We start from the raw sequence: 21,111 nt of genomic DNA, 5'->3' as shown, positions 1-21,111 counted from the left end.
TGTACGTCACATCGTTGCTCGTGTACTTATTGTAAAGTCGCTTCTTGTTCCTGCTTCTAAACTCAACTTGAACAATTATATGCTTATGCAATCTAATCCTTAAGTTCATTCGAATTCCCTTAATATTATAGCCCATTTTTGGTTTTCGGATGCCCATGCCTGATCCTAAACAGGCTAGAATTAGAGAATTACTTTGCTTTGCATAGCTCTAATCAGTTATAACATTACTTTCATTAATAACGCGTTGCGATGCCGGTGGATATAAGTTTGCTTGATCCATTCGTTGCTGTAAATATCTGTTAAAAGCACGGCCAAATCTATTCCCTGGATCTGGTTTAATGCGAACAAAACCTGTGATTGTAATGCCTGTATCTGAAATCATATCCACTCCGGTGATAACCATATCTGCTAGGATCATTGTTCCAAACGTGGTATCAGCTTTGATATCATTAAAGGCTAAATTTAAGACTTCAATAGCGCGAGTTTGGTCTGTACGATGAGGAATAGAAAAGTTAATGCCATAACTGCTATAATCACGTGATTTATTAATAATGTTGGTGACTTCAGAGAAAGGAATTGTTTGCAAGGCACCACTAAAATGGCGAAGAACAATGCTGCGCAGTGATAATGACTCAACGGTTCCTGTATTCGCGCCGATGGTTACAACTTCGCCAACAGCAATGTTTCCTTCCATCAAAGTCAATATTCCATTAATGATGTCTTTGACTAAACTTTGGGCACCCAATGAGATCGCAATACCAATGACACCCAAACTGTAGAGCATTGGGCGTACATCTTGCCCCAACTCAATCAAAATCAGGATAATTGCCATGATGGTTAAGACCCAATGGGCAACACTATTTAAAATGGGGGTCACTGTTTTGACAAACTGAGAAGACTCAACAATTTTCTTGCCGACAAGTCGACCCCGTATATGGGCTTGGGCAATGTGGTCAGACCAGCCCCAAAGCGTTCTAATAATGACTAAAATAATGCCAATCGATATTGCTTTGGAGATGTACGGTTGTACATCAGGGGCTGTGGCAATTTCAATGGGATCGGCTCCCCAGATTTCGCTGAAGGTTAAAATGAACATTCCATGCCAAATGAGTTGAAGGATGTTAGTGCTTGAATCTTTGAGATAGGTTATTCCCAAGCGATTTTGCTGAATTTCTGATGTTAGCTTTGCTTGTTTTCGATGAAAAATCCATAAATATAGTTGGTCGCGACCAAAGATAAAAATTGCCATTGCTATTATTGTTTTGATTAAAGCGACAGCCAGAAATTTTGCCACTAAATCCATATCGACAAGCCACAGGACAAAGCTGATTATAAACAGAAGACTAATTATCTGTGGGCTTTTTCTAAAGATAATCTCGATTAGTTTTGCAACACCCAATGAAAAACCGGACAAGTATTCGTCATCTGGTTTAAAGTGGGACTGAATTATGCTGCGGTTCCGGTGGATTGCAATAATGGTTAAGCTCATGACGCCAAAACCAATAATCTTAAGCCAAGTATCAATAGCAAGTTCCCGCATTCCCATGTAATAACCAACTTCGGCAAACAACACGCCAATGACAACAGTTTGGATGCCGGCCAACATAAATTGAAAACCAGGTGTTGAGGATTGATTGGGCGTGGTTTGACGTGTCTCGAATAAAACTTTAGCCAAGAGCCACATTGTTCGTAACATCATAATGAAATTCATAGCTTTATAGCCGCGAAATGTAATGATATTACTTTCCGGTTGTGAGAAATGAATGGTGAGGTACCCGACGAGACCAAAAACAATTACAGGCGTTACATTACGAACAATATGAAGGTGGAGTTTTTTGATATGATATTCGTGTTCTTGGGTTGATCCTGACCAAACAAAAAAACGTCGAATCAGGTATTCAGCCATTAACCCGGCAAGGATCGCTGTTATCATGATCATCATTAGAATATAACTATTTGACCTGTATCCCGCATCTTCTTGCAGATATGTAATTTGTGTTGCAATGGTGTCTGGAGTACGAGCCAATAGTTTTATCGAATTGATAACCGCTTCGGTCGTTATTTCAATGGCTCCTGTTATTTTTGAGGATATATATTCAACAGTCTCTTGTTTTTTCTCAGCTTCTTGTTTTAACAGGGCTAAGGCAGAGAGGGCTTTGATAATTTTAGCACGTTCATTTTTATTTTCCAAAAGCTGAACCGCATCCTTGAGATCATTAATCTTAACTTTGACGTCACCTGTTTTATCAACGACTTTTTCTTTTTTGCCAACCAATGTTGTTAATGTTCCGATTAGCTCATTTTTTTGTTGCGATAGATCTTGATCCGAACCATTAACTGAATCAGAAGCATGTCCGAATGAAAACAAAACAAAAAGCAGTAAAGTCAGTTTCTTGATAAATAGCATGGTGTTCCCCTCAGGTTATTTTATAAAGTTATCCCATCGGACTCTGATATCGTTAAATTCGTTGCTCACTTAGGTTATTAGGCTTTGCCTCTGATTGCGTTGTTCAAGGTTAACTTGAACAACGATAAGTATTTCTCCTTGTAGTGAAGGGGGCCTCTCCGAAAAGAGGCCTTATAACATTAACTTTTCAAATCATCTTCGATTTTGGTTGTAATGTAAACCATTTCGCCTGCGCGGCTAATCAAGAATGTTATATTCTTGCGTTTTAGTTTTTTTGCGTCCTCAACAGCTTTAATTAGTTCTTCTGGTGATTTAATATCTGTTTGGTTGACTTCTGTGATTACGTCGCCAGGGCGAAGAATGCTTGCTGCAGGACTGTCTCCTGTGATGCCGACGACAACAGCACCTGTCATGTCTTCCTTAATCTTAAACTGTTGAGATAGAGGACCTGTTATCTTTGAAACTTTAAGTCCTAGAACTTCACTTGTTTCTTGAGGCGAGGTCGTATCTTTTTTATCTTTTGATTCTGTTGGAATACCGTCTGTCGATGTTTCAAACTCCCCTAATGCAACTTCAACAGGAACTTCTTTGCCTTTGCGCCATAGTTTGACTTTGACTTTTTTACCCACTTCGGTTTCACCGACAACACGGGATAAACGGGATTTCTCATTAATTTCTTTGCCATCAAATTCGAGAATGATGTCACCGGGCTCAATACCAGCCACAGCCGCAGGCCCTTTTGGTGTGACAGACCCAACAATGGCGCCACGAGCTTTGCCAAAACCAAGGCTTTCAGCCATTTCATCTGTGACGTTTTGGATGCGAACACCGAGCCAACCGCGTTTTGTTCGGCCAAATTCAATCAATTGGTCAACGGTTTCTTTGACAAGATTGGATGGAATTGCAAAACCAATACCAACGTTACCACCACTCGGTGAAAAAATGGCCGTATTAACACCAATAACTTTACCATCAAGGTCAAATAACGGTCCGCCAGAGTTTCCCATGTTAATGGAGGCATCATGTTGCATGAAGTCATCCACATATTCACTAACGCGGCTTTTTGCGCCGCGGACGCCAATATTTCGAGAACGATTAGAGATGATTCCTGATGTTACTGTACTGCCAAGCCCGAAAGGATTACCGATGGCAACACACCAGTCACCAACGTTAACTTTATTAGAGTCGGCCCATTGAACAGGAATAAACTTGCGTTTTTCCTCTTTAATGCTATTCAATTTTATCTTGAGCATAGCAAGGTCCGTTCGTTCATCAACAGCCTGAATGGTTGCATCCAATTCTGTTCCGTCGTGTAGGACAATGCTAATTTTCTTTGCCTCGTTGACTACATGGAAATTGGTCACTACATAAAGATAGGCATCATCCCCTTTTGGTTCAACCTTAACGATAAACCCTGAACCCAGAGACTGAACCCGTTTTGGTTTGTCCATTTGGTCAAGAAAATCTTTAAAAAGATCTTCAAACGGGGATCCCGGCGGTAGTTGTGGAATATTTTTATCCCGACCTTCGATGACTTGTGTGGTTGAGACATTAACAACAGATGGTATAGCTTTTTCAGCCACAGCTGAAAAACCTTTGCTGATGTCATATTTCGTTGTCGAGGTTGATTCTTTTTTAGGATCAACTTTCTTTTCTGTCATCGTTTCGGTTTTTTTATCATCAACCTTAGCTGAGAGGGCAAACGTTGATGAGGCAAGAATCATGCTTGAGGCAATAACTGATGTTGAAAACAGCAATTTTAATTTTGACATAGTTCGTTTCCCTTCCTTTAACGACTGATGCGATCTGGATGACTAAAATATTTAAAGAGCTCATTATCTGATGATAAGATCAGTGTTGTCTCTGGTTTTAGTATGGTCTCATAGGTTTCCATTGATTTATAAAATCCATAGAACTCTGGATCTTTGCCCATGGAATCTGCAATAATTGCGATTGCTTTTGAGTCCCCCTCACCACGCAGAATCAAAGCATCTTTCGAAGCTTCGGCCAGCAATGTTGTTCTTTCTTTTTCAGCGGTTGATTTAATTTCCTGTGCCTTTTCATCCCCTGTTGCACGATTTTCTTTGGCGTATCGTTGTAAATCTGCATTCATCCTGTTAAAAACGGCTGGTCTGTTTTCAGGGGGTAGTTCTGTACGAACAATACGCAGATCAATAATATCAAGACCAAGGGATTTTGTGAGGCTTTTTACTTCCTCATTAATTTGGTGCATAATTTTTGAGCGATTTTCTGATAATAACTCACGCAGTTCAACTTTACCTAGTACGTTTCTGACAGTAGATCCGACAAGCGCTTCTAATCGTCGAGCTGTCCCTAATTCATTAGCAGGTTTAACCGATTTAAAAAACTGAATCGGGTCGCTGATCCGATAGCGTGTATAGGTATCAACACGAACCCTTTTTTGGTCTCCGAGTGTAATATCTGTGGCGGGTAAGTCAAAATCGAGAACCCGTTTGTCATAGATAATAACTTCTTGAATAAACGGAACCTTAAATTTTAGTCCGGGATCTTGGATAACACGGCGTAATTCACCAAATTGCAAGACAATAGCTTGTTGCATTTGGTTAATCATAAATACTGAACTGCTCAGTCCTAAAAAGATAACAGCGAGAAGCGCAAAAAAACCAACACTACGATTTGACATGGTTATTCTCCCCCTTGCTTTTTCGTTTTTGATAAGTCACCAACCGGCAGATAGGGAAGGACACTTTGTGCCGCTTTACCATCAAAAACCATAACATTGGTTTTACTGAGTGTGCGTTGCATTGTATCTAAGTACATCCGTTTTTGGGCAACGGCTTTGTTTTTGTCATAGGATGCAAGAACCTGCTTAAATCGATTGGCTTCACCTTCGGCCTCGGCAATTTTTGCGTTGCGGTAAGCTTCAGCATCTTGGCGAATCTGGACTGCTTGGCCTCGAGCACGCGGCAAAATATCATTACGATAGCCTTGAGCTTCGGCTTGGGCACGCTCAGCATCAGTTAATGACGCTTGCAGGTCACTAAAAGAGGCGACAACTTCACTGGGTGGTGCAACGCGTTGAAGTTGAACGTTGATAATATTGACTCCCAGTTTATATTGGTCCATTAATTTTTGAACAGAATCTTTGGTTTGTGCACCAATTTCTTCACGTTTTTTGGTCAACGCATCTCTTGCATTCATTTGCCCTATAATTTCACGGAGCACACTTTCTGTAGCAATGCGAATCGTGGTATCAGGGGCTCGTGCTGTGAATAAATAATCAGGAAGGTCTTTAATGTTCCAAAACACAGTGAAATTCGTATGAACAACATTTTCATCACCCGTTAAAATCAGAGACTCATCATCGTTGGATGTTTTTGTGTTAATGGATCCGTCAATGGTGTTTTGAGCACTTACACTTTTAACGATATGTTGTTCAATTGGTGTTGGTAGATGAAAGTTAAGACCGGGTTGTCCCATGCGAACCATTTGTCCAAATCTTAAAACAACGGCTTCATCGCCTTCTTGAACAAAATAAAACCCAGTTGATAACCAAAAACCAACGACAGCAATTCCAATCAGAGAGAATAATTTTTTTGGTGTACCATCATTATTGGATCCCCCTCCATTTCCACTGCCGAGGGAGTCTTTGAATTTTTTTCGGATTTGATCGATGGTCTCATCAATATCAAAAACATTATCCCCACTGTGTGGCGCATTTTCTTTTTTCGGAGCAGGCTCCTGATCTCCCCACGGATTGCGCGGACGATCGCTAAATAAGCTTAACATACACTATTCTCTTGATTATAACCCTTTGTATTGACTATATAACAAACAAGGGCTCTAAACAATCGCACTAACTATGACAATTAATACAAAATTCGTCCGTGACTTTTTAACAACACTTAATATGCCTGATCACGGTATTATTATGGATCATGTCACTTCAATTGACGTCAATGATACGACAATCCAAGTTATTTTCGAAGGAAAACCTGACCAATTAAAAGAACTTGAGGGGATGCGAGCATTTTGTGAGACGGTGTTGAAAAAACAATGTCCAAACCATAAAATTCTTTGTGCCTTGATTGCTGAGAAGAAAAATAAAACACAAACTTTTGAATCCCTTCATGATATTAAGCATATTATTGCGGTGGCATCGGGTAAAGGTGGCGTTGGTAAATCAACGACGACTGTCAACTTAGCTTTTGCGTTAACGCAATTAGGATACAAAGTTGGTATTTTAGATGCTGATATTTATGGGCCATCTTTGCCAACAATGATGGGATTATCTGATAAACCGGATGTAACTGCCGACAAAAAACTACGCCCGTCTATGGCGCATGGTATTGCTTGTATGTCGATTGGGCTGTTAATTCCGGCAGACACCCCCATGGTTTGGCGGGGGCCTATGGTTCAGGGTGCCTTAATGCAACTTTTGAAGGATGTCGCTTGGGGTGAATTAGATGTTTTGCTGATTGATATGCCACCGGGGACAGGGGATGTGCAATTATCACTGGCACAACAAGCCAGTCTATCAGGAGCTATTATTGTATCGACGCCGCAAGATATTGCCCTAATTGATGCACGTAAGGGGCTTGCTATGTTTGAAAAAGTAGCTGTACCGATCTTGGGGATTGTTGAAAACATGAGTCTCTTTAAGTGCCCGAACTGTGGCCATGAAAGCCATATTTTTAGTCATGGCGGTGCCCATGAAACAGCAAATCAACTCGGCGTTGCTTTTTTGGGGGAAATCCCTCTCACTTTAGAAATCCGTCAATGTGCGGATTCTGGACAACTCATTCAAGATGAGTTATCCCTACAAATCTATAAGCATGTGGCTGAGTCTATGCTAGCGAATATACATAGGTACACAAAAGGGGCTCCTCGGATTAGTCTTAAATAATCCTATTGTTTTTTTTGAATTCATACCAATAAATTGTGTAGATAAAACAAACATCGAGATTTTTTATATGAAAAAAATAGTGGCAACTTTATTATTAACGATTGCAGGTGTTCAAGGTATGGACACAACGCCAAGCCAACCGAGCTGGATTTCAATAAAACATGACGATACTCAAGAGTTTTTTGGACAGGTTGATCGTGAAGTACAGCAAGATAAGCAATTGCGTCGTGGAGTCAAAGATCTTGAGTTTTTAAGAAATGTTATGGTCTTTAAGTATAATATTGAACCCAATGCCATTGAGACGTTGGTGCCTTGGATTAGTCGGCCGGTTGATCGTCAGAACCTTTGGGGTACAAAATATTTAGCTGTTGATTTTGCTGATGTTGCGCCATTGATTGCTGTCAAGTTAGGTGGGCAGCATACCGGTGATTCTATTCTTCAGGATATAATGTCGCTGTATAAGCAAGCAAAAATGGATCGTAAAAAACGTCAGGAATTAGTTTTGATAGGTCATGTTTTGCAATCTGATCTACCTCAAGACCATTCTTTAAATTTTGCATCACTTAAAGAAATGTGGTTCGAGGCAAAACGTGAAAATGGGATGATGAACTCCCAAGCATACATGTCCTCCCAACCAATTGTTGATGTTTATAATTCATCACTGACGCCATCCAGTGAGCAGCCCATTAAAGTTGATCTGTCTGATGTTTATAACCTTTTTTCAAGACGCTTTGGTGTTGATTATGCCGGAAAAGTTGGTGAGTTGAAATCTGCCTTGAAGAAGTTCAAAACAGAACAACGTTATCTGACAGCAGCCCATCGCGTTTTAAAGACACTTGATTCAACAAATATGCAATTAATGTCTATGCAAGATTCTGTTGCTCCTCAGCAATATCAATCTATTGCATTCTTGCTCGGGGCTGGTACGTTTTTTAAATCAGAATTAAAAGAAATGTTGCCAAATTTGTATGTTGAATTGCATGAGAAAAAAACATTATCTTTGCTATCTGGGGTAGTGGGTGATCAATATTCGACTGATGGAAAGTTTATCCTTAAGGCGCAAAACTCTAGCCCTGAATCAAACAGCTCAAATATCGCAGATTTAGGTGATCCGCAAACCTTAATCCAAATGAGAGAGGGGCAATTGTATCGAGGCAATTCTGTGATTGCCGATGATATGACTCATAATTTGATTTACGCGGTGGATCGTTTGGGGAATTTGTGTGTTCAGGTCTCAGGAAGTTCAACAACACCAAATCACGATCGATTTTTCACGGTTAACGGTGTTGGGCAACCAATCGCCTGTGGGGGACATATTTCCATTCAGCGCGGAAAAGTTATGAAGATAGATCCTATGAGCGGTCATTATATGCCTGCAATTTTACAACTCTTTTTGGTGGTTAAATATCTTAATGACAAAGGTGTTATTGATCCAAAATGCGTGGTTACCTCATATGAGTTAGGTGATTTTTCTCTGAAAGAAGTTCTTTCAATCACCGATCGTATTGAGCTAAAAGCCTAAAAGAAAATCCCCCGATTGGGGGATTTTTTATTTGACTCGCTTAAAGCGCGTATCTTTTCCTTCATAGAGTGCATTTAGAACGCATAAATCCATTTTCCCATTGCTGATGGCACCAAAAGCAATATTGCCCATGGCGGTATCCGTAACACTATAAGATTTTGTAAAATCACTGGGGATAAAATCAAAATTATCGCTATTCCAATGCGTTAATGAAACGGATAATTTACGATAGTTCAAGACAAGGCGTCCTGATTCAAGGCGAATCTCAATTTGTCCATAAAGGGGGTTCTCATAGGTGCCGACATAGGTCTCTAGGGCACGTGCAGGTTGGGGATTCTTGAGGCGGTATTCTTTGCGTTGCTCTGCTTGACGATTGCGAGACTCAATCAATTCTTTTTTTAGTTCAAGGCTCCAGTCTTGATCATCGTCAATGTCTGCGACGATATCCAGAAACTTTGAGCGTAGAGCTTCCGGTGCCAGATTAACCCGCATACCCCCAACGTTGCTGAGAATAACAAGGCCAATTTTCTTTTCTGGAACATAGGCAATTAATGAACGCGTTCCTGTCATGCCCCCCATATGGGCAAGAACACGGTTGATGGTGCCATAATCATGGATATACCATCCCATACCATAGTAAATATCTGTTACCCGCCCTTTGGGAAATAGACGGCCACCTTGAGGGGCACCAACATGGGTGAGTTTCTGTTGAAGTTTAGCCAGTCCTGCTTCAGAAACAAGATGAGAACCGGAAACTGTTGTTCCGCCATTCAGCCAAAACTGTAGCCACTTTGCCATATCAGTGATGGAAGCATTCACTCCGCGGGATGTTGGGAAACGATAGATGGCTGGGTTGCCACCTTTGATCGGATGAGATTGAAATGACGGTAACAAGTAGTGTTGGTCAACACGGTCGCTGAATCTTGTTTTTACTTTTTGCCACAAAGTTCTTACTTTACTGTCAGATGGGGTTGTTCCATCTTCACCAATACTGGCAGAGGTCATCCCTATGGGCGTAAAAATCTCTTTGATAAATAACTCATTAAGGGTTTTCCCTGTGACTTTTTCTGCAATCCAACCGAATAAGCCGGGAAAAACATTTTGGTAATCAAATTTTTCATCAAAGGGGTTGATAGGATTAATTTTGTCTAATACGCCATAAATCTCAGGTTCAGACCATCCTGTTTCTACTAACGTGTCATAAGCAAAAGAAGGAAGGCCGCTGCGGTGTTGGAAGAGTTTTGCAATTGTAAATTCTTTTGTAGCCTCATCGCTCGCCAATTTAAAGTCAGGGAGAATTTCTACAACAGGGGTATTAATATTAATTTTGCCTTCTTCCTCAAGTTTTAGCATCAGTAAACTAGCAAAGGCCTTGCTGAGGGATGCAATGGGAAAAACACTGTGTTCTGTTAATGGTTTTTGTGTCTCAACAGATTTTTGCCCGATGGGGCGGATGACTGTGATTTTTCCGTCTTCAACGATGGCGAAAGCAAGGCCTGCTAATCCCCACTCAGAAACTGTTTTTGTTGCATAGTCTGTAAATTTTTTATAATCAAAGGGCTTTGCAAGGGCGAATGAAATAAAGACAATCACTGTCAGGGCTAAACGATGAATCATGGATGTGTATCCTTATACAATTTCAAACATAGCTTCAACTTCAACACTTGCACCTAGCGGTAAAGCTGCGACACCAACGGCCGCACGTGCATGGCGCCCGGATTGTCCCAGAACATCCGCGATGAGATCGGACGCGCCATTGATAACAAGGGGGTGTTTTGTAAAATCTGGTGTGCTGGCAACAAAACCACCTAGACGAACGCATTGTTGAACCCGTGACCAATCACCATTGACAGCAGTTTTTAGTTGTGCAAGGACGTTAATGGCGCATTGCCGGGCTGCTTCGATCCCTTGGTCTAGGGAGACATAATCACCAAGGTGACCGGGGTAAAGAATAGCCCCATCTTTAAATGGTAATTGCCCTGAAATAATGAGAAGATTACCGACGATTTTGTATCCAACATAATTCGCAACAGCTTTTGGTACATCAGGTAGCGTAATATTGAGTTCTTGGAGTTTTGCTTCAATGGTCATTCAGGCCTCCGGATAAGTCTTAATATCTCATTCAGGCAAAGCCGACCTTGCGGGGTTGCCATCAAGTTATTTCCATCATAAACCATCATTTCTGATTTGACCAGACGATCAATAGCATTAAAATCTAAGACCTCTTTTGCTGAGCAAGGAAGGCGTTTTAAATTAAAGGGCTGATTGAGTCTGAGTCCCATTAAGAGCATTTCGCTGGCTTGTTCTCTTGCTGTTAAAAGGTGGTCTTCGTCAAAACCATTGCTATGGTCAATACAATTGGTGAGCCATGTTTCAGGAGCGCGGAATTGTTTTGTGGCATGGCCTTGACCATTTAATGTGAGGCGTCCATGGGCTCCGGGGCCGATACCTGCGTAGTCTTGATAGCGCCAATAGGCAAGGTTATGCTGTGATTCGCAGCCAAGTTTAGCGTAATTTGATACTTCATAACTGATTAAGCCTTGTTCAACACATAAATTTGTCGTCATTTCATAAAGATCAGCTGCCAGATCTTCGTTCGGAAGAATAAAGTCACCGCGTGCATGGCGTGTTGCAAAGGCGGTACCCGGTTCAATTGTCAATTGATAGAGGGATAGATGCTCGGTGCCATAACTCAAAGCATCCTTAAGTTCTGATTCCCATTGCTCGAGTGTTTGATTCGGGCGAGCGTAAATAAGATCGAATGAAACACGTTTAAAACAGGATTGAGCTGTTTCTATAGCACGTCGCCCTTCATCAACACTATGCAGGCGGCCAAGAAATTTCAAATCATCAGGATTAAAGGATTGGATGCCCAGTGAAACACGATTAATGCCAGCTTGGGCGAGGGCTTTAAAATTATCAACTTCGACACTGTTAGGATTCGCTTCGAGCGTGATTTCTATATGGGCGGGGACATCCCATAAACTGTTTATTTCTGATAGAATATCATTGACTAGGGCAGGGGGCATCAAGGATGGAGTTCCGCCCCCAAAGAATATGCTGGAGATTGTTTTGGGACCGATTAATTCGTGATGACGTCTTAATTCTTTGATAAATGCTGTCCGCCATTGGTCAAGATCAATGGTATTGCGGACATGACTATTAAAATCGCAATAGGGACATTTAGAGGCGCAAAATGGCCAGTGAAGATAAAGGGCTAACATAATGATCTTGTTTGTTTTTTCTTTAAGCTGCCATAATCCCTGCTCAGAGGCAATAAGTTAAAAAGCCGCACTATGCGGCTTCTTCTGTTTCTTCTTCGCCCGTATGTGCTGGCAAAGCATCATCTTCCATAATGCGACCTGATGGAATCATGCCAAGAGCAGCCTTATAAATATCAAGCAATTCTTCTTGTTCGGCCGCATCTTCGTGCTTCATTTTGCGAAGTTTGACAATTTGTTTCATGACCTTAACATCGAACCCAACCGCTTTTGCTTCTGAAAATACTTCACGGATGTTTTCCATCAATTCAGATTTCTCTTCTTCAAGACGTTCCACTTTTTCAATGAAAAGCTTTAGTTGATTTGCTGATGAATTGTTAAATACTTGCATTCTTATACTCCTTTAATTAAAAGCGATAGCCAATCCTGAGGCCAACACTGGTGATACCTGGATTGGGTTGTGTTATGCGGGCGTTTGACGCATGGTCAATTGTTAGGTAACCTGTCCATTTATTCGTGATTTTATAACCGAAAGATAGGGATTCGTGGAATAAAATTCGTGATCCGAGGGCATGTTTTTTCGTCGAACTATGGTTCGTTTTTCCGTTGTGAACTTCGCCACCAATTTGTGGTTCCAAAACAAATTGCCCCATATGAATTGTCCAGTTGATGCCCCCATAGATGTGGCTTGTTGCACCATAGGTATTGATATTGAGGCCAAAAGCTGGTTCCGGATTGAAGATCCAATCCCAGAAACCGCCGGATAATTCCGGGAATAGCGTTTCGATATTAATGTTATTACCTTTTTCATAATGATGATGTAGATCAAGGCCTCGAACATCATTGCGTAAAACGCCGACTTTGATTTGTGACACGCTTAAGGCTGCTTGGGCAGAACTCAGACACAATGTTATTAAAAAAAATCCCTTCACTCAATCCCTCATCTCAAAAATCATCCTCGGAAAAACTATAACCAACACCACAGAATTCACATGTTACCGTTATTTTATCTTCGAACAACATTTCTTGGCGGTCAAGGGCTGAGAACCCATCTAACATCTCTTTGATCTTAACCTGAGAACAGCGGCATCGCGCTTCGATTGTTTGCACGTCATAAGTGCGAACGCCCCCTTCCCAGAAAAGACGATAAAGTAAATCACTATTTGAGAGAGTAGGGTCCAGTAATTCTTTACGTGTTGTGCTACCGACAATGCTTAACGCATGAATCCACTGATCATCAGCGTCGTCTTTTTCTTCAGGAGATACATTTTGGGCAAGTGGGAGTCTTTGAATCATTAGTGCTGCACAGGCCAAAGAGTCTCGTTCAGTAGCGTGTACTAAGACTATCCCTGTTTCAAGTTGTTCAGACTGCCGGAAGAAATGATGAGTTGTTTCGGATAGAGTGGTTCCTGTTAATTCAACGACACCTTGATAGCGGTCATCACCTGTTTTTGGGTCAATCGTAAAGACAAGTGTGCCTTGGCCAAAAACTTTTTGAATGTTCTTACTGTCTTGGTCAGAGATCATGTTTATTTGGTCGCGATCAAAGCGGGCACAGCCTCGAACGAATTTTTGGTCTTCAATGTCGATAACAAGGATACGAAGAGGACCATCGCCTGTTATTTGCAGGGTGAACAGCCCGTCAAATTTAAAGCAATTTGCAAGAGCAATCCCGAGGGCTGTTCCTTGTGCTAGGTAGGTGTTGACAATTTCAGGATAATCATGTTGATCAATTATTTTCCACGCTTGTTCATCGAGGCGAACAAGTCGGCCACGGACGGCTGAGTTTTCAAGTTGAAACGGAACGACAGTATCGAAAGAATTCATTGCTTGTTTATTTGGATTGGGGCTTCACTTGCACAAAGATTAGCATAGCTTGGAATAACTGCCAAGAACTTGCTTATCACCAAAAATAGCGAAATTTGGTAATAGGGGGGATCCTTATCACCAAATCTGGTGACAAGAAAGAGGCTTATAACCAGATTTTGACACTTTTGGTGATAAGAAGTATCAGATTCTATTTTTTGTTGCGTTGTAGTGTGTTTTAGGGTCGTAGTAATCAACTTTGAGTTTTTGTCCGCGTGCTGTTAATTCGCCCATGAAATAAAGAAGTTGATAGGCTGCTAAATAATAATCACGTTCTGCTTGAACAAGAGCTCGTTGGGATTCAACAAGCTGATTAATAGCATTGAGAACATCCAGCAAAATCTTGGAACCAACATTTAATTCTTCTCGAGTCCCATCAAGGCTGACTTGGTTTGCCCTGACTTGAGTGCGGTAAAATTCTAGATTGGCATGGGCAGATTTGTACAGATTCCAAGCTTGGATTGCCTGTTCCATTGATTCACGCCGGATTCGTTCTATGCCGATGCGGGCTTGTTCTGCTGTTTCCGCGGCTTGGCGTCGTTGGGATCGAGTAAGGCCGGCTTCATAGAGTGGGACTGTTAATTGAACTTGCAGGGAATGTCCCCAAGTTCGATCGTTTAGAGGGTTCTTGTTGAATTCAAACTGCGTTCCTTGCAGGCGGTTTTTATTACGATCGCGACGGGCGTTTGAGTTGCCGATTAAATCTAACTTTGGTAATAACTCACTTTCGCGAACGTCAACGGCGTGACGGGCAGCAATTTCGTCATTCATGGCTTGAATAATCTTTGGGAAGTTTAAACGTGTCCGTTCTAAGACTTCATCAAGTGATGTGGGAATACCGGAGGGTAGGGTTGGTTTGCTTAATGACCCGGGTTTGCGAAAAGTAATGCGTTCAAACGTAGCCCGGCTTCCATCGAGAGTTGCTTCAGCTGATTGGCGACGGGCCTTTGCATCGGCATAACGGCCTTCAGCTTGAGCTTTGCTTGTTAGAGTTTCTTCCCCGATATCATATTTTTGAATGGTGGCTTCTAGGGTTTTGCGAAGTGTTTCTTCGTTCTGCTTAAGAAGTTCCAGTTCAGCAATGTTGGTCATTAGATCAAGGTAGGCTTGACAGGCTTGGAGAAGAACGGTTTGCTCTTCGTCTGCAAGGGCTGCTCTTGCTGCCATGACGCGTGATTTCGCTTCACGCGTTTGGTAAACGGTTCCGCCACCTGTAAAGAGATTTTGCCGTAATTCAACACCTGCTGAGAGAAATTGATTTCTTGCGGCTGTTGTTGCTGTTTGTTGACGGTTGATTGTTTCGTCAATGGTGTCACCTGAATAATTATTGCGACCGATACCTGCGGATAACGTTCCGTTGATTGTCGGGCGCCAACCTGCTTTTGCTTGGACCATGCCTTCATCCAAAGCCCGAACAGCAGCACGTTGAGCTTTGATTTGGGGGTTTGTTTTATAAGCATCAATCATGGCTTGTGAAATAGAATCGTCAAGTCCTCGATTTTTGTTTTCTGATGAATTTCTTACAAGAGTTAACATCCCTTGAGCTTGGTTTTTGACTAGAGTTTGTACATTTTTTGTTTGGCGCTGAATATCATCAACAAATGTGCGGTCTTTGTGAGTGATCGTCACTTTTGCGCTAATCGGTGTAGATATGAGCAATCCGAATATTAAAAGCGCGTATCTCTTCAGCATAATAGGATCTTTCTAATAACGCTTCATTTCTTTGTCTATGTCTTTGGCCCAAGTGTCAATACCACCAGAAAGACAAACAACTTTATTATAACCGCAACCTTTTAAAAAGGCGGCTGCTTGACGGCTGCGTGAACCATGGTGACAGACCATGACAATCGTTTTGTCTTGGGGCAGTTCGTGCATATACATGGGAAGGTCGTCCATCGGAACATTCATACTTCCGTCGATGGCACAAAGTTGCTGTTCCCAAGATGGTCGAAGATCGACCAGCGTGAGTTCTTCGCGTTTTTCTAACATTTGCTTAAGCTGCTGGGCTGTAATTTCTTTGCTCATGATTCCTCCTCAACGAATATCTTGACCTTTTGTCAATATCCGTCTACTATCACAATATCTATGAGGCCGGGTGGCAGAGTGGTTATGCAGAGGACTGCAAATCCTTGTACGTCGGTTCGATTCCGGTCCCGGCCTCCAAATTCCCAATTTTCCACCAAAAATCATTTTTTTTACGAAACCTCAAAAAAAACACTTGCAAACACCAGTCAAACACGTTATAAAATCAATACATCAAGTCCCCATCGTCTAGAGGCCTAGGACATCGCCCTTTCAAGGCGGCAACACGGGTTCGAATCCCGTTGGGGACGCCATTCTTGATAAATATCCCAACAGTTTAGTAACGTATAAGACTTCTCCTTATAACTCCACGTTAGCGAGTATTATCTTAAAAAAGTATTAATGCTAAAATTTTATTTATTTTTTAGGAATTTGAATGTCTGGAATGGCGAAATGCTTGGCTTTTTGGCAATTAAGTCTGAGATAATCTTAACAAAGTATTAATGCTAGGCATGGATTTGGATAGTTGCGCCTACTTTAGTTGTGCGATAAATTTCATCTATTTCATCATTGGATACAGCTATACATCCGTGGGTCCAGTCCCGAGCAACATGCGCTTTACCAATCCATGATGATTTTTTGTCCAGTCCATGGATCATGATGTCTCTCCCCGGATTGACACAGTTATTTTTAGCACAAAGGATATCTTGTTCATTGGGATAAGATATTCTAAGGGATTTGTGAAATTTACTATTTGGGTTTTTACCTGATATTTTATAGGTCCCCTCGGGAGTTTTATTATCCCCTTGGCGTTGTTTATGCCCAGTTGGGTTTTTACCTAAGGCAATACGATAGGTTTTAATGACATTGTCGTCAGATCGAAGTTCTAATTTACGATCAGATTTATACACGATAATTCTATTGATAGAATTATCGGGGATGTTAATAGAAGAAGAGGCCGATTCTGTCTGTGTAATCAACAGAATGGCCCCGATGATGGTTAGGAATGTTGTTCTAATCATCACGTCTTTCTTTTAGCGGCGGGTATTATCGGGAACAATACGAGCACGACTTGTGTTGGTGCGTCCGCCCATATAAATGGTCGTTGTGTTGCCGGATTTCATTGGCGTAATCACAAGAACACGTTGTCCGACTGGCATGTCAAGGTCTGCGCCCTGTGCCAAAGTCAAGATTTGACCGTTATCGAGTTCAACTTGGTATTCGAAACCTTGTTGTTCCGTTAGTTTTTGTTCAGCAAAGTGGCCAGCAACTGCACCAGCAATTGCACCAATAGCGGTTGCGGCAACGGCGCCATGTCCTTTGCCGACATTAGATCCTGCAACAGCACCACCCACACCACCGGCAAGGGCACCAACACTTGGATCATTTTGATGTTCTGGATCTTTTGCATTAATATTAACAATGCGTTTTCCGATAATAATGCCGCGTTTGGTATCGCTGATTTCGCCTGAACCTGCAACTGAATAATCATTCCCACCAATTTTAGGAGCACAACCTGTTAAATTGGCAGCTGAAAGAACTGCGGCTGAAAGCATAAGGATCTTTTTCATTTAAATACTCGCTTAAGTTAAGAGTTTTACACTCTCTTTACATATAAGATGGAACTTATCGCTTTGCAATGAAAAAGCTTTGAAGTAATTGTTTAGACTCATTTTCCATAACGCCGGAAATCACTTCAGGGCGATGAAGGCATGTTGGGGATTGAAAGACTGTTGATCCATGGTCTACTGCCCCTCCTTTGGGGTCATAGGCTGCATAGACCACCTTAGCGAGTCGAGCATGGCTAATAGCTCCTGCACACATGGCGCAGGGCTCCAGTGTCACGTAAAGCTCACAGTCAGTCAGGCGGGGTTCGCCTAAAATAGAGCAAGCTTTTTGGATTGCCAGAAGTTCAGCATGCGCTGTTGGGTCTTTTAAGCATTCACATAGGTTGTGAGCCATGGCAATAACTTGTCCATCTTTAACAATGATGGCACCAATAGGGACTTCATCTTGAGCCTGAGCTTGGCGAGCTTGATCTAAGGCTAGTTTCATAAAATCAGACATATGATTAATTCTTAAGCATCTTATATATCGTGTTGATTCTATATTATAAAACTAAGATATGAAATATGAATTAACAGGGTTATCCACAGATTCTGTGAATATCTGGTTATGCAGTTACTCCTGTGCTTTTAGAATTGGTGTATTTTTCTGCCAGATTCTTGTAGTTAGAGATGAATACCGGAATATAGTCGTGACGAATCCGATTAAAAATTTCGATAATGATTTCTTCTGCGTAAACATGTGATGTCTTGTTGCGATCATCGAGCATTTTAAGCCATATCGCATCGCCTGTTATTAATCCTGCTTGATAGGAACTTTTAAGGACATCACGGGGTGTCACTGCCGACAAACCTTCATAGGCCAGAATTTTCCTAAGAACTTTCCAGTAAAGTTCACTTGTGAATTCGAAACGTTGTATTGTCGCATCTCGGAGATAATCAAGGGTATCAATGCCGGGCATATTTACCAATTCATCGAGGCGACCTACTGCTTTACCAAGTTTATTCAGTGAATCAATCCAGAATTCTTTTTCCATCTCAAAGGATCCTTGTTTAAAAAGTAGTTTTTTATCGCGGTCTATATTTTTTTAAGTGGGGATGTTGTATCGAGTTGATCGTACCAGACCAAATCAATTTTTGTAAGTGTATCTGTATTATTGACATACCTTTAAGCGATCTGCCAGTCTTCTTGAGATAAGTTTTGGCCAACTATAGCGAGGTCAATATCAGAGTTCCTATTTGAATCACCACGAGCAAAAGATCCATAAAGCCAAATCTCTTGTATAGTATTAATCCTGGTGAGTTTTTGGAAAAATGCGTATTTATAGAGATTCACATAAAGTCCTAATTAGATCCCATATTGATATTTTGAGATTAACACAGAGTCTCTTTTATGACAACTTGACATCGTAGGCGTGAATATAGGTCCAATTCAACCTCATTTTTATGCCTAACTCATCAAAGATCCGTGCTTCTATACGGTTAATTGTTTTTTGAGTGGGCGAAGAGGGGGAGTAAATCAACATTTGGCTTTCTCTGCCCTTTTTCTGATGAAAGAATTTCACATCTAAGATATAGGTGTGGGGAAGGTATTGGATTTCTTGTCGAACAATCTTTTTGATTCTTGTTTCAAAACGTTGAGTGTCGGCAATATTGACGAAGACTTGACTCAGGTAAATCGTCATACCTGTGAAAATGACAAAGAAGGAGAGTCTTACAGGCCAAATCCATGTTTTTGTTTCGTAATTTTCATATCGAAATCCCTTAAACCAAAAAATTACGATAGCGCCTACAATAATTGATATGACGTTGGTGAAGAAGAGGATGAAACTTCCTGTAGCTAGGGGATACTCACCCTTTGCAAACAACAGACCACATGTTGCCAAAGGCGGGACAAGGGCAGTGGCAATGGCAACGCCGACAACGGCTGCGTCAATCTTTTTGTCCATGATAGCGTAACTGCCTGCAAGACCGCCTGAGACTGCAATAATTAGGTCCATGACATTGGGGGCTGTGCGGGCATACATTTCGGGTGTTATATTAAATTCTGGTTGTAAATTCCCGATGGTATAGGCAATAAAGAAAACCCAGACAATACCAATGGATTCACTTAATAGTGATGTTTTTAACAAAGAGGGACTTGAATAGGTCATTGCAAGGCCAAGACCCATAATTGGGCCCAACAGAGATGCAATTAACATGGCGCCGATAATGACTGCTGGGCTATTTTGCATCAACCCATAGGATGCGACGATGGTGGCAAGGCCATTCATCCCAAGATAAGAAGCACTCAATTTAGAACGGCCGATGACTGTGACCCCTATTTCTCGGCGTTCTGTGTCGCTTAAAGGGGCTGAAAAAAGAGGAGATGCCATGATAGTCCTATTTGGTTATCGTTGGCGGCATATAATTTTCATCATGCTTGGCCAAAATTTTTGTGGCGACAAACACAGTACCATCCCATGTTCCATCAGCAACAACCCCCTGACCCTCTTGAAATAAGTCCGGCGTAATTCCATGATAAACCACAGGAATTGTTGTTGTGAAGTCGGTAACATTAAAGTTAATTTTCATATCCTGATTTTTACGCAGAATTGATCCTTTTTCGACCATCCCCCCTAATCTCAAAGAGATCCCGTATGGTTTCTCTAAAAGTTCGGTTGGGTTAACGAAATACATCATCGATTGATTTAAGGCAGAGAAAATAAAGATGGATCCGCCTAGAATAGCAAGAGCAACAAGACTCAGCCAAACAAGGCGATTCTTTTGTTGTTTGGTCATTTTGATAATGCCTGTAATTGCTTGTTTATTTTGTGTTTTTTGATTCTTATCCAAAGTGTCAAGCTAATAAAACCAACCAAAGCAGCTGTGTAGGCGAGATAGACATAAAAAAGTTGAGTCATTCACTTTTCCTTAAGAGCTGTGCTACAAGTTTACGATGATGTAATTCATTTTGCAAAATTTGTAAAAACAGATAAAAGCAGATAAAAGCTAGGCCGAAGGCCATGACAAAAAGTGGGAGCATCATCATCCAATGTATGGCTGGTTTTGAGAGTCTTAGAATGCTTGCCGGTTGATGAAGTGTGTGCCACCAAGTTACAGACCATTTGATAATAGGAAGATTAATCGATCCTATAATTGCTAGAATTGCAGAAATTTTGAGCGCTTGTTGCTCTGGCTTTATGACGTGAACTGTAACCATATAGGATGCGTAAAGTAAGCATAAAATGAGCATGGATGTGAGGCGTGCATCCCAAACCCACCAATCTCCCCAAGTTGGTTTGCCCCAGATTGCACCGGTTATTAAACTCATTAAACACAAGACAAGACCAACAGGAGCCATAGCTCGAGTTACCCAATGAGCCATAGGGTTTTGTTTAATAAAAGCATAGCCAGAAGTTATCGCCATGGCAAAATAAGTCATCATGGCTCCCCACGAGGCAGGTACATGAATGTACATAATGCGAACAGTTTCGCCTTGGACAGAATCAATGGGAGACCAAAACAAGGCTAGCCAAAGACCAATGCTGATTAATGAGAGGCCAAGGGCTAAAGTGAGTTTTTGCCATTTTTGGCTCCAGGCCAAGAGGTTTGTTGGGGTCTGAAGAAACTTAAGCATG

At 41.4% G+C, this 21,111-nt stretch carries 23 protein-coding genes and 2 tRNA genes; 4 read left to right on the top strand and 21 right to left on the bottom strand.

The features are described 5' to 3' along the window. Window positions 1-208 precede the first annotated feature (208 nt). The 4 genes from KF820_04030 to hflK form a co-directional block, all read right to left on the bottom strand. Entirely contained in the window at window positions 209-2,407 is a 2,199-nt protein-coding gene (locus KF820_04030; protein ID MBX3457513.1) for a mechanosensitive ion channel, read from the bottom strand. Between the two features lie 179 nt (window positions 2,408-2,586). Further along, window positions 2,587-4,179 carry a Do family serine endopeptidase gene (locus KF820_04025; GenBank protein ID MBX3457512.1) on the bottom strand — a complete coding sequence of 531 codons (1,593 nt, stop codon included), beginning with the start codon at window positions 4,177-4,179 and terminating at the stop codon, window positions 2,587-2,589. Between the two features lie 17 nt (window positions 4,180-4,196). Beyond that, a complete protein-coding gene (locus KF820_04020) occupies window positions 4,197-5,072 on the bottom strand; it encodes a protease modulator HflC (protein ID MBX3457511.1) in 876 nt (291 codons plus the stop codon). Window positions 5,073-5,074: 2 nt separating this feature from the next. Beyond that, entirely contained in the window at window positions 5,075-6,178 is a 1,104-nt protein-coding gene (gene hflK, locus KF820_04015) for an FtsH protease activity modulator HflK (protein ID MBX3457510.1), read from the bottom strand. A gap of 73 nt (window positions 6,179-6,251) precedes the next feature. Here hflK and KF820_04010 point away from each other — a divergent pair, with 73 nt between their 5' ends. Next, window positions 6,252-7,295 (top strand): P-loop NTPase, encoded by a 1,044-nt coding sequence (locus KF820_04010; protein MBX3457509.1) that lies wholly within the window; start codon window positions 6,252-6,254, stop codon window positions 7,293-7,295. Window positions 7,296-7,362: 67 nt separating this feature from the next. Next, entirely contained in the window at window positions 7,363-8,817 is a 1,455-nt protein-coding gene (locus KF820_04005; GenBank protein MBX3457508.1) for a hypothetical protein, read from the top strand. A gap of 27 nt (window positions 8,818-8,844) precedes the next feature. On the opposite strand, the gene KF820_04000 is transcribed toward KF820_04005, so the two are convergent. The 8 genes from KF820_04000 to KF820_03965 all read right to left on the bottom strand — a co-directional run bounded on the left by KF820_04000 (window position 8,845) and on the right by KF820_03965 (window position 15,929). Then, the gene (locus KF820_04000) at window positions 8,845-10,434 is read right to left on the bottom strand and encodes a serine hydrolase (GenBank protein ID MBX3457507.1); all 1,590 of its coding nucleotides are present in this window, start codon (window positions 10,432-10,434) and stop codon (window positions 8,845-8,847) included. Window positions 10,435-10,446: 12 nt separating this feature from the next. After that, window positions 10,447-10,908 (bottom strand): RidA family protein, encoded by a 462-nt coding sequence (locus tag KF820_03995; GenBank protein MBX3457506.1) that lies wholly within the window; start codon window positions 10,906-10,908, stop codon window positions 10,447-10,449. Continuing rightward, window positions 10,905-12,047 (bottom strand): coproporphyrinogen III oxidase, encoded by a 1,143-nt coding sequence (locus KF820_03990; protein ID MBX3457505.1) that lies wholly within the window; start codon window positions 12,045-12,047, stop codon window positions 10,905-10,907. Before KF820_03990 ends, KF820_03995 begins: the two co-directional genes overlap by 4 nt. A 64-nt stretch (window positions 12,048-12,111) precedes the next feature. Further along, entirely contained in the window at window positions 12,112-12,429 is a 318-nt protein-coding gene (locus KF820_03985) for a DUF2312 domain-containing protein (protein ID MBX3457504.1), read from the bottom strand. A gap of 16 nt (window positions 12,430-12,445) precedes the next feature. After that, window positions 12,446-12,970 (bottom strand): acyloxyacyl hydrolase, encoded by a 525-nt coding sequence (locus KF820_03980; protein ID MBX3457503.1) that lies wholly within the window; start codon window positions 12,968-12,970, stop codon window positions 12,446-12,448. A 13-nt stretch (window positions 12,971-12,983) separates the two neighbouring features. Then, on the bottom strand, window positions 12,984-13,865 hold the full coding sequence (locus KF820_03975) for an Hsp33 family molecular chaperone HslO (GenBank protein ID MBX3457502.1): 882 nt from the start codon (window positions 13,863-13,865) through the stop codon (window positions 12,984-12,986). 183 nt (window positions 13,866-14,048) lie between these two features. Next, complete coding sequence (locus tag KF820_03970; protein ID MBX3457501.1) at window positions 14,049-15,596, bottom strand: TolC family outer membrane protein; 1,548 nt, start codon at window positions 15,594-15,596, stop codon at window positions 14,049-14,051. A gap of 12 nt (window positions 15,597-15,608) precedes the next feature. Then, on the bottom strand, window positions 15,609-15,929 hold the full coding sequence (locus KF820_03965; protein MBX3457500.1) for a rhodanese-like domain-containing protein: 321 nt from the start codon (window positions 15,927-15,929) through the stop codon (window positions 15,609-15,611). Between the two features lie 64 nt (window positions 15,930-15,993). Here KF820_03965 and KF820_03960 point away from each other — a divergent pair. Beyond that, window positions 15,994-16,067, top strand: a tRNA-Cys gene (locus tag KF820_03960). 97 nt (window positions 16,068-16,164) lie between these two features. Continuing rightward, window positions 16,165-16,240: transfer RNA gene (locus KF820_03955), tRNA-Glu, on the top strand. Between the two features lie 192 nt (window positions 16,241-16,432). Here KF820_03955 and KF820_03950 read toward each other — a convergent pair. The 9 genes from KF820_03950 to ccmC form a co-directional block, all read right to left on the bottom strand. Then, the gene (locus KF820_03950; GenBank protein ID MBX3457499.1) at window positions 16,433-16,948 is read right to left on the bottom strand and encodes a L,D-transpeptidase family protein; all 516 of its coding nucleotides are present in this window, start codon (window positions 16,946-16,948) and stop codon (window positions 16,433-16,435) included. A gap of 12 nt (window positions 16,949-16,960) precedes the next feature. Further along, window positions 16,961-17,497 (bottom strand): glycine zipper 2TM domain-containing protein, encoded by a 537-nt coding sequence (locus tag KF820_03945; protein ID MBX3457498.1) that lies wholly within the window; start codon window positions 17,495-17,497, stop codon window positions 16,961-16,963. Window positions 17,498-17,552: 55 nt separating this feature from the next. Then, window positions 17,553-18,002 (bottom strand): nucleoside deaminase, encoded by a 450-nt coding sequence (locus KF820_03940; GenBank protein ID MBX3457497.1) that lies wholly within the window; start codon window positions 18,000-18,002, stop codon window positions 17,553-17,555. Between the two features lie 97 nt (window positions 18,003-18,099). Beyond that, window positions 18,100-18,528: a nucleotidyltransferase substrate binding protein gene (locus tag KF820_03935; protein MBX3457496.1), complete on the bottom strand. Its 429-nt coding sequence runs from the start codon at window positions 18,526-18,528 to the stop codon at window positions 18,100-18,102. 131 nt (window positions 18,529-18,659) lie between these two features. Continuing rightward, window positions 18,660-18,827, bottom strand: coding sequence for a nucleotidyltransferase domain-containing protein (locus KF820_03930; GenBank protein ID MBX3457495.1), 168 nt, complete (start codon window positions 18,825-18,827; stop codon window positions 18,660-18,662). Between the two features lie 55 nt (window positions 18,828-18,882). Then, window positions 18,883-19,866 (bottom strand): TIGR00341 family protein, encoded by a 984-nt coding sequence (locus KF820_03925; protein MBX3457494.1) that lies wholly within the window; start codon window positions 19,864-19,866, stop codon window positions 18,883-18,885. 7 nt (window positions 19,867-19,873) lie between these two features. After that, window positions 19,874-20,272, bottom strand: coding sequence for a cytochrome c maturation protein CcmE (gene ccmE / locus KF820_03920; protein MBX3457493.1), 399 nt, complete (start codon window positions 20,270-20,272; stop codon window positions 19,874-19,876). After that, window positions 20,269-20,394: a heme exporter protein CcmD gene (locus tag KF820_03915; GenBank protein ID MBX3457492.1), complete on the bottom strand. Its 126-nt coding sequence runs from the start codon at window positions 20,392-20,394 to the stop codon at window positions 20,269-20,271. Before KF820_03915 ends, ccmE begins: the two co-directional genes overlap by 4 nt. After that, window positions 20,391-21,110 carry a heme ABC transporter permease CcmC gene (gene ccmC, locus KF820_03910; protein MBX3457491.1) on the bottom strand — a complete coding sequence of 240 codons (720 nt, stop codon included), beginning with the start codon at window positions 21,108-21,110 and terminating at the stop codon, window positions 20,391-20,393. The genes KF820_03915 and ccmC overlap by 4 nt, the downstream gene beginning before the upstream one ends. Window position 21,111: the final 1 nt, after the last annotated feature.

It is taken from the genome of Candidatus Paracaedibacteraceae bacterium, assembly GCA_019636055.1.
GTDB lineage: Bacteria > Pseudomonadota > Alphaproteobacteria > Paracaedibacterales > Paracaedibacteraceae > Paracaedibacter.
Note: the sequence above shows the minus strand (reverse complement) of the source record. Positions and strands in the feature narration are given on the sequence as shown.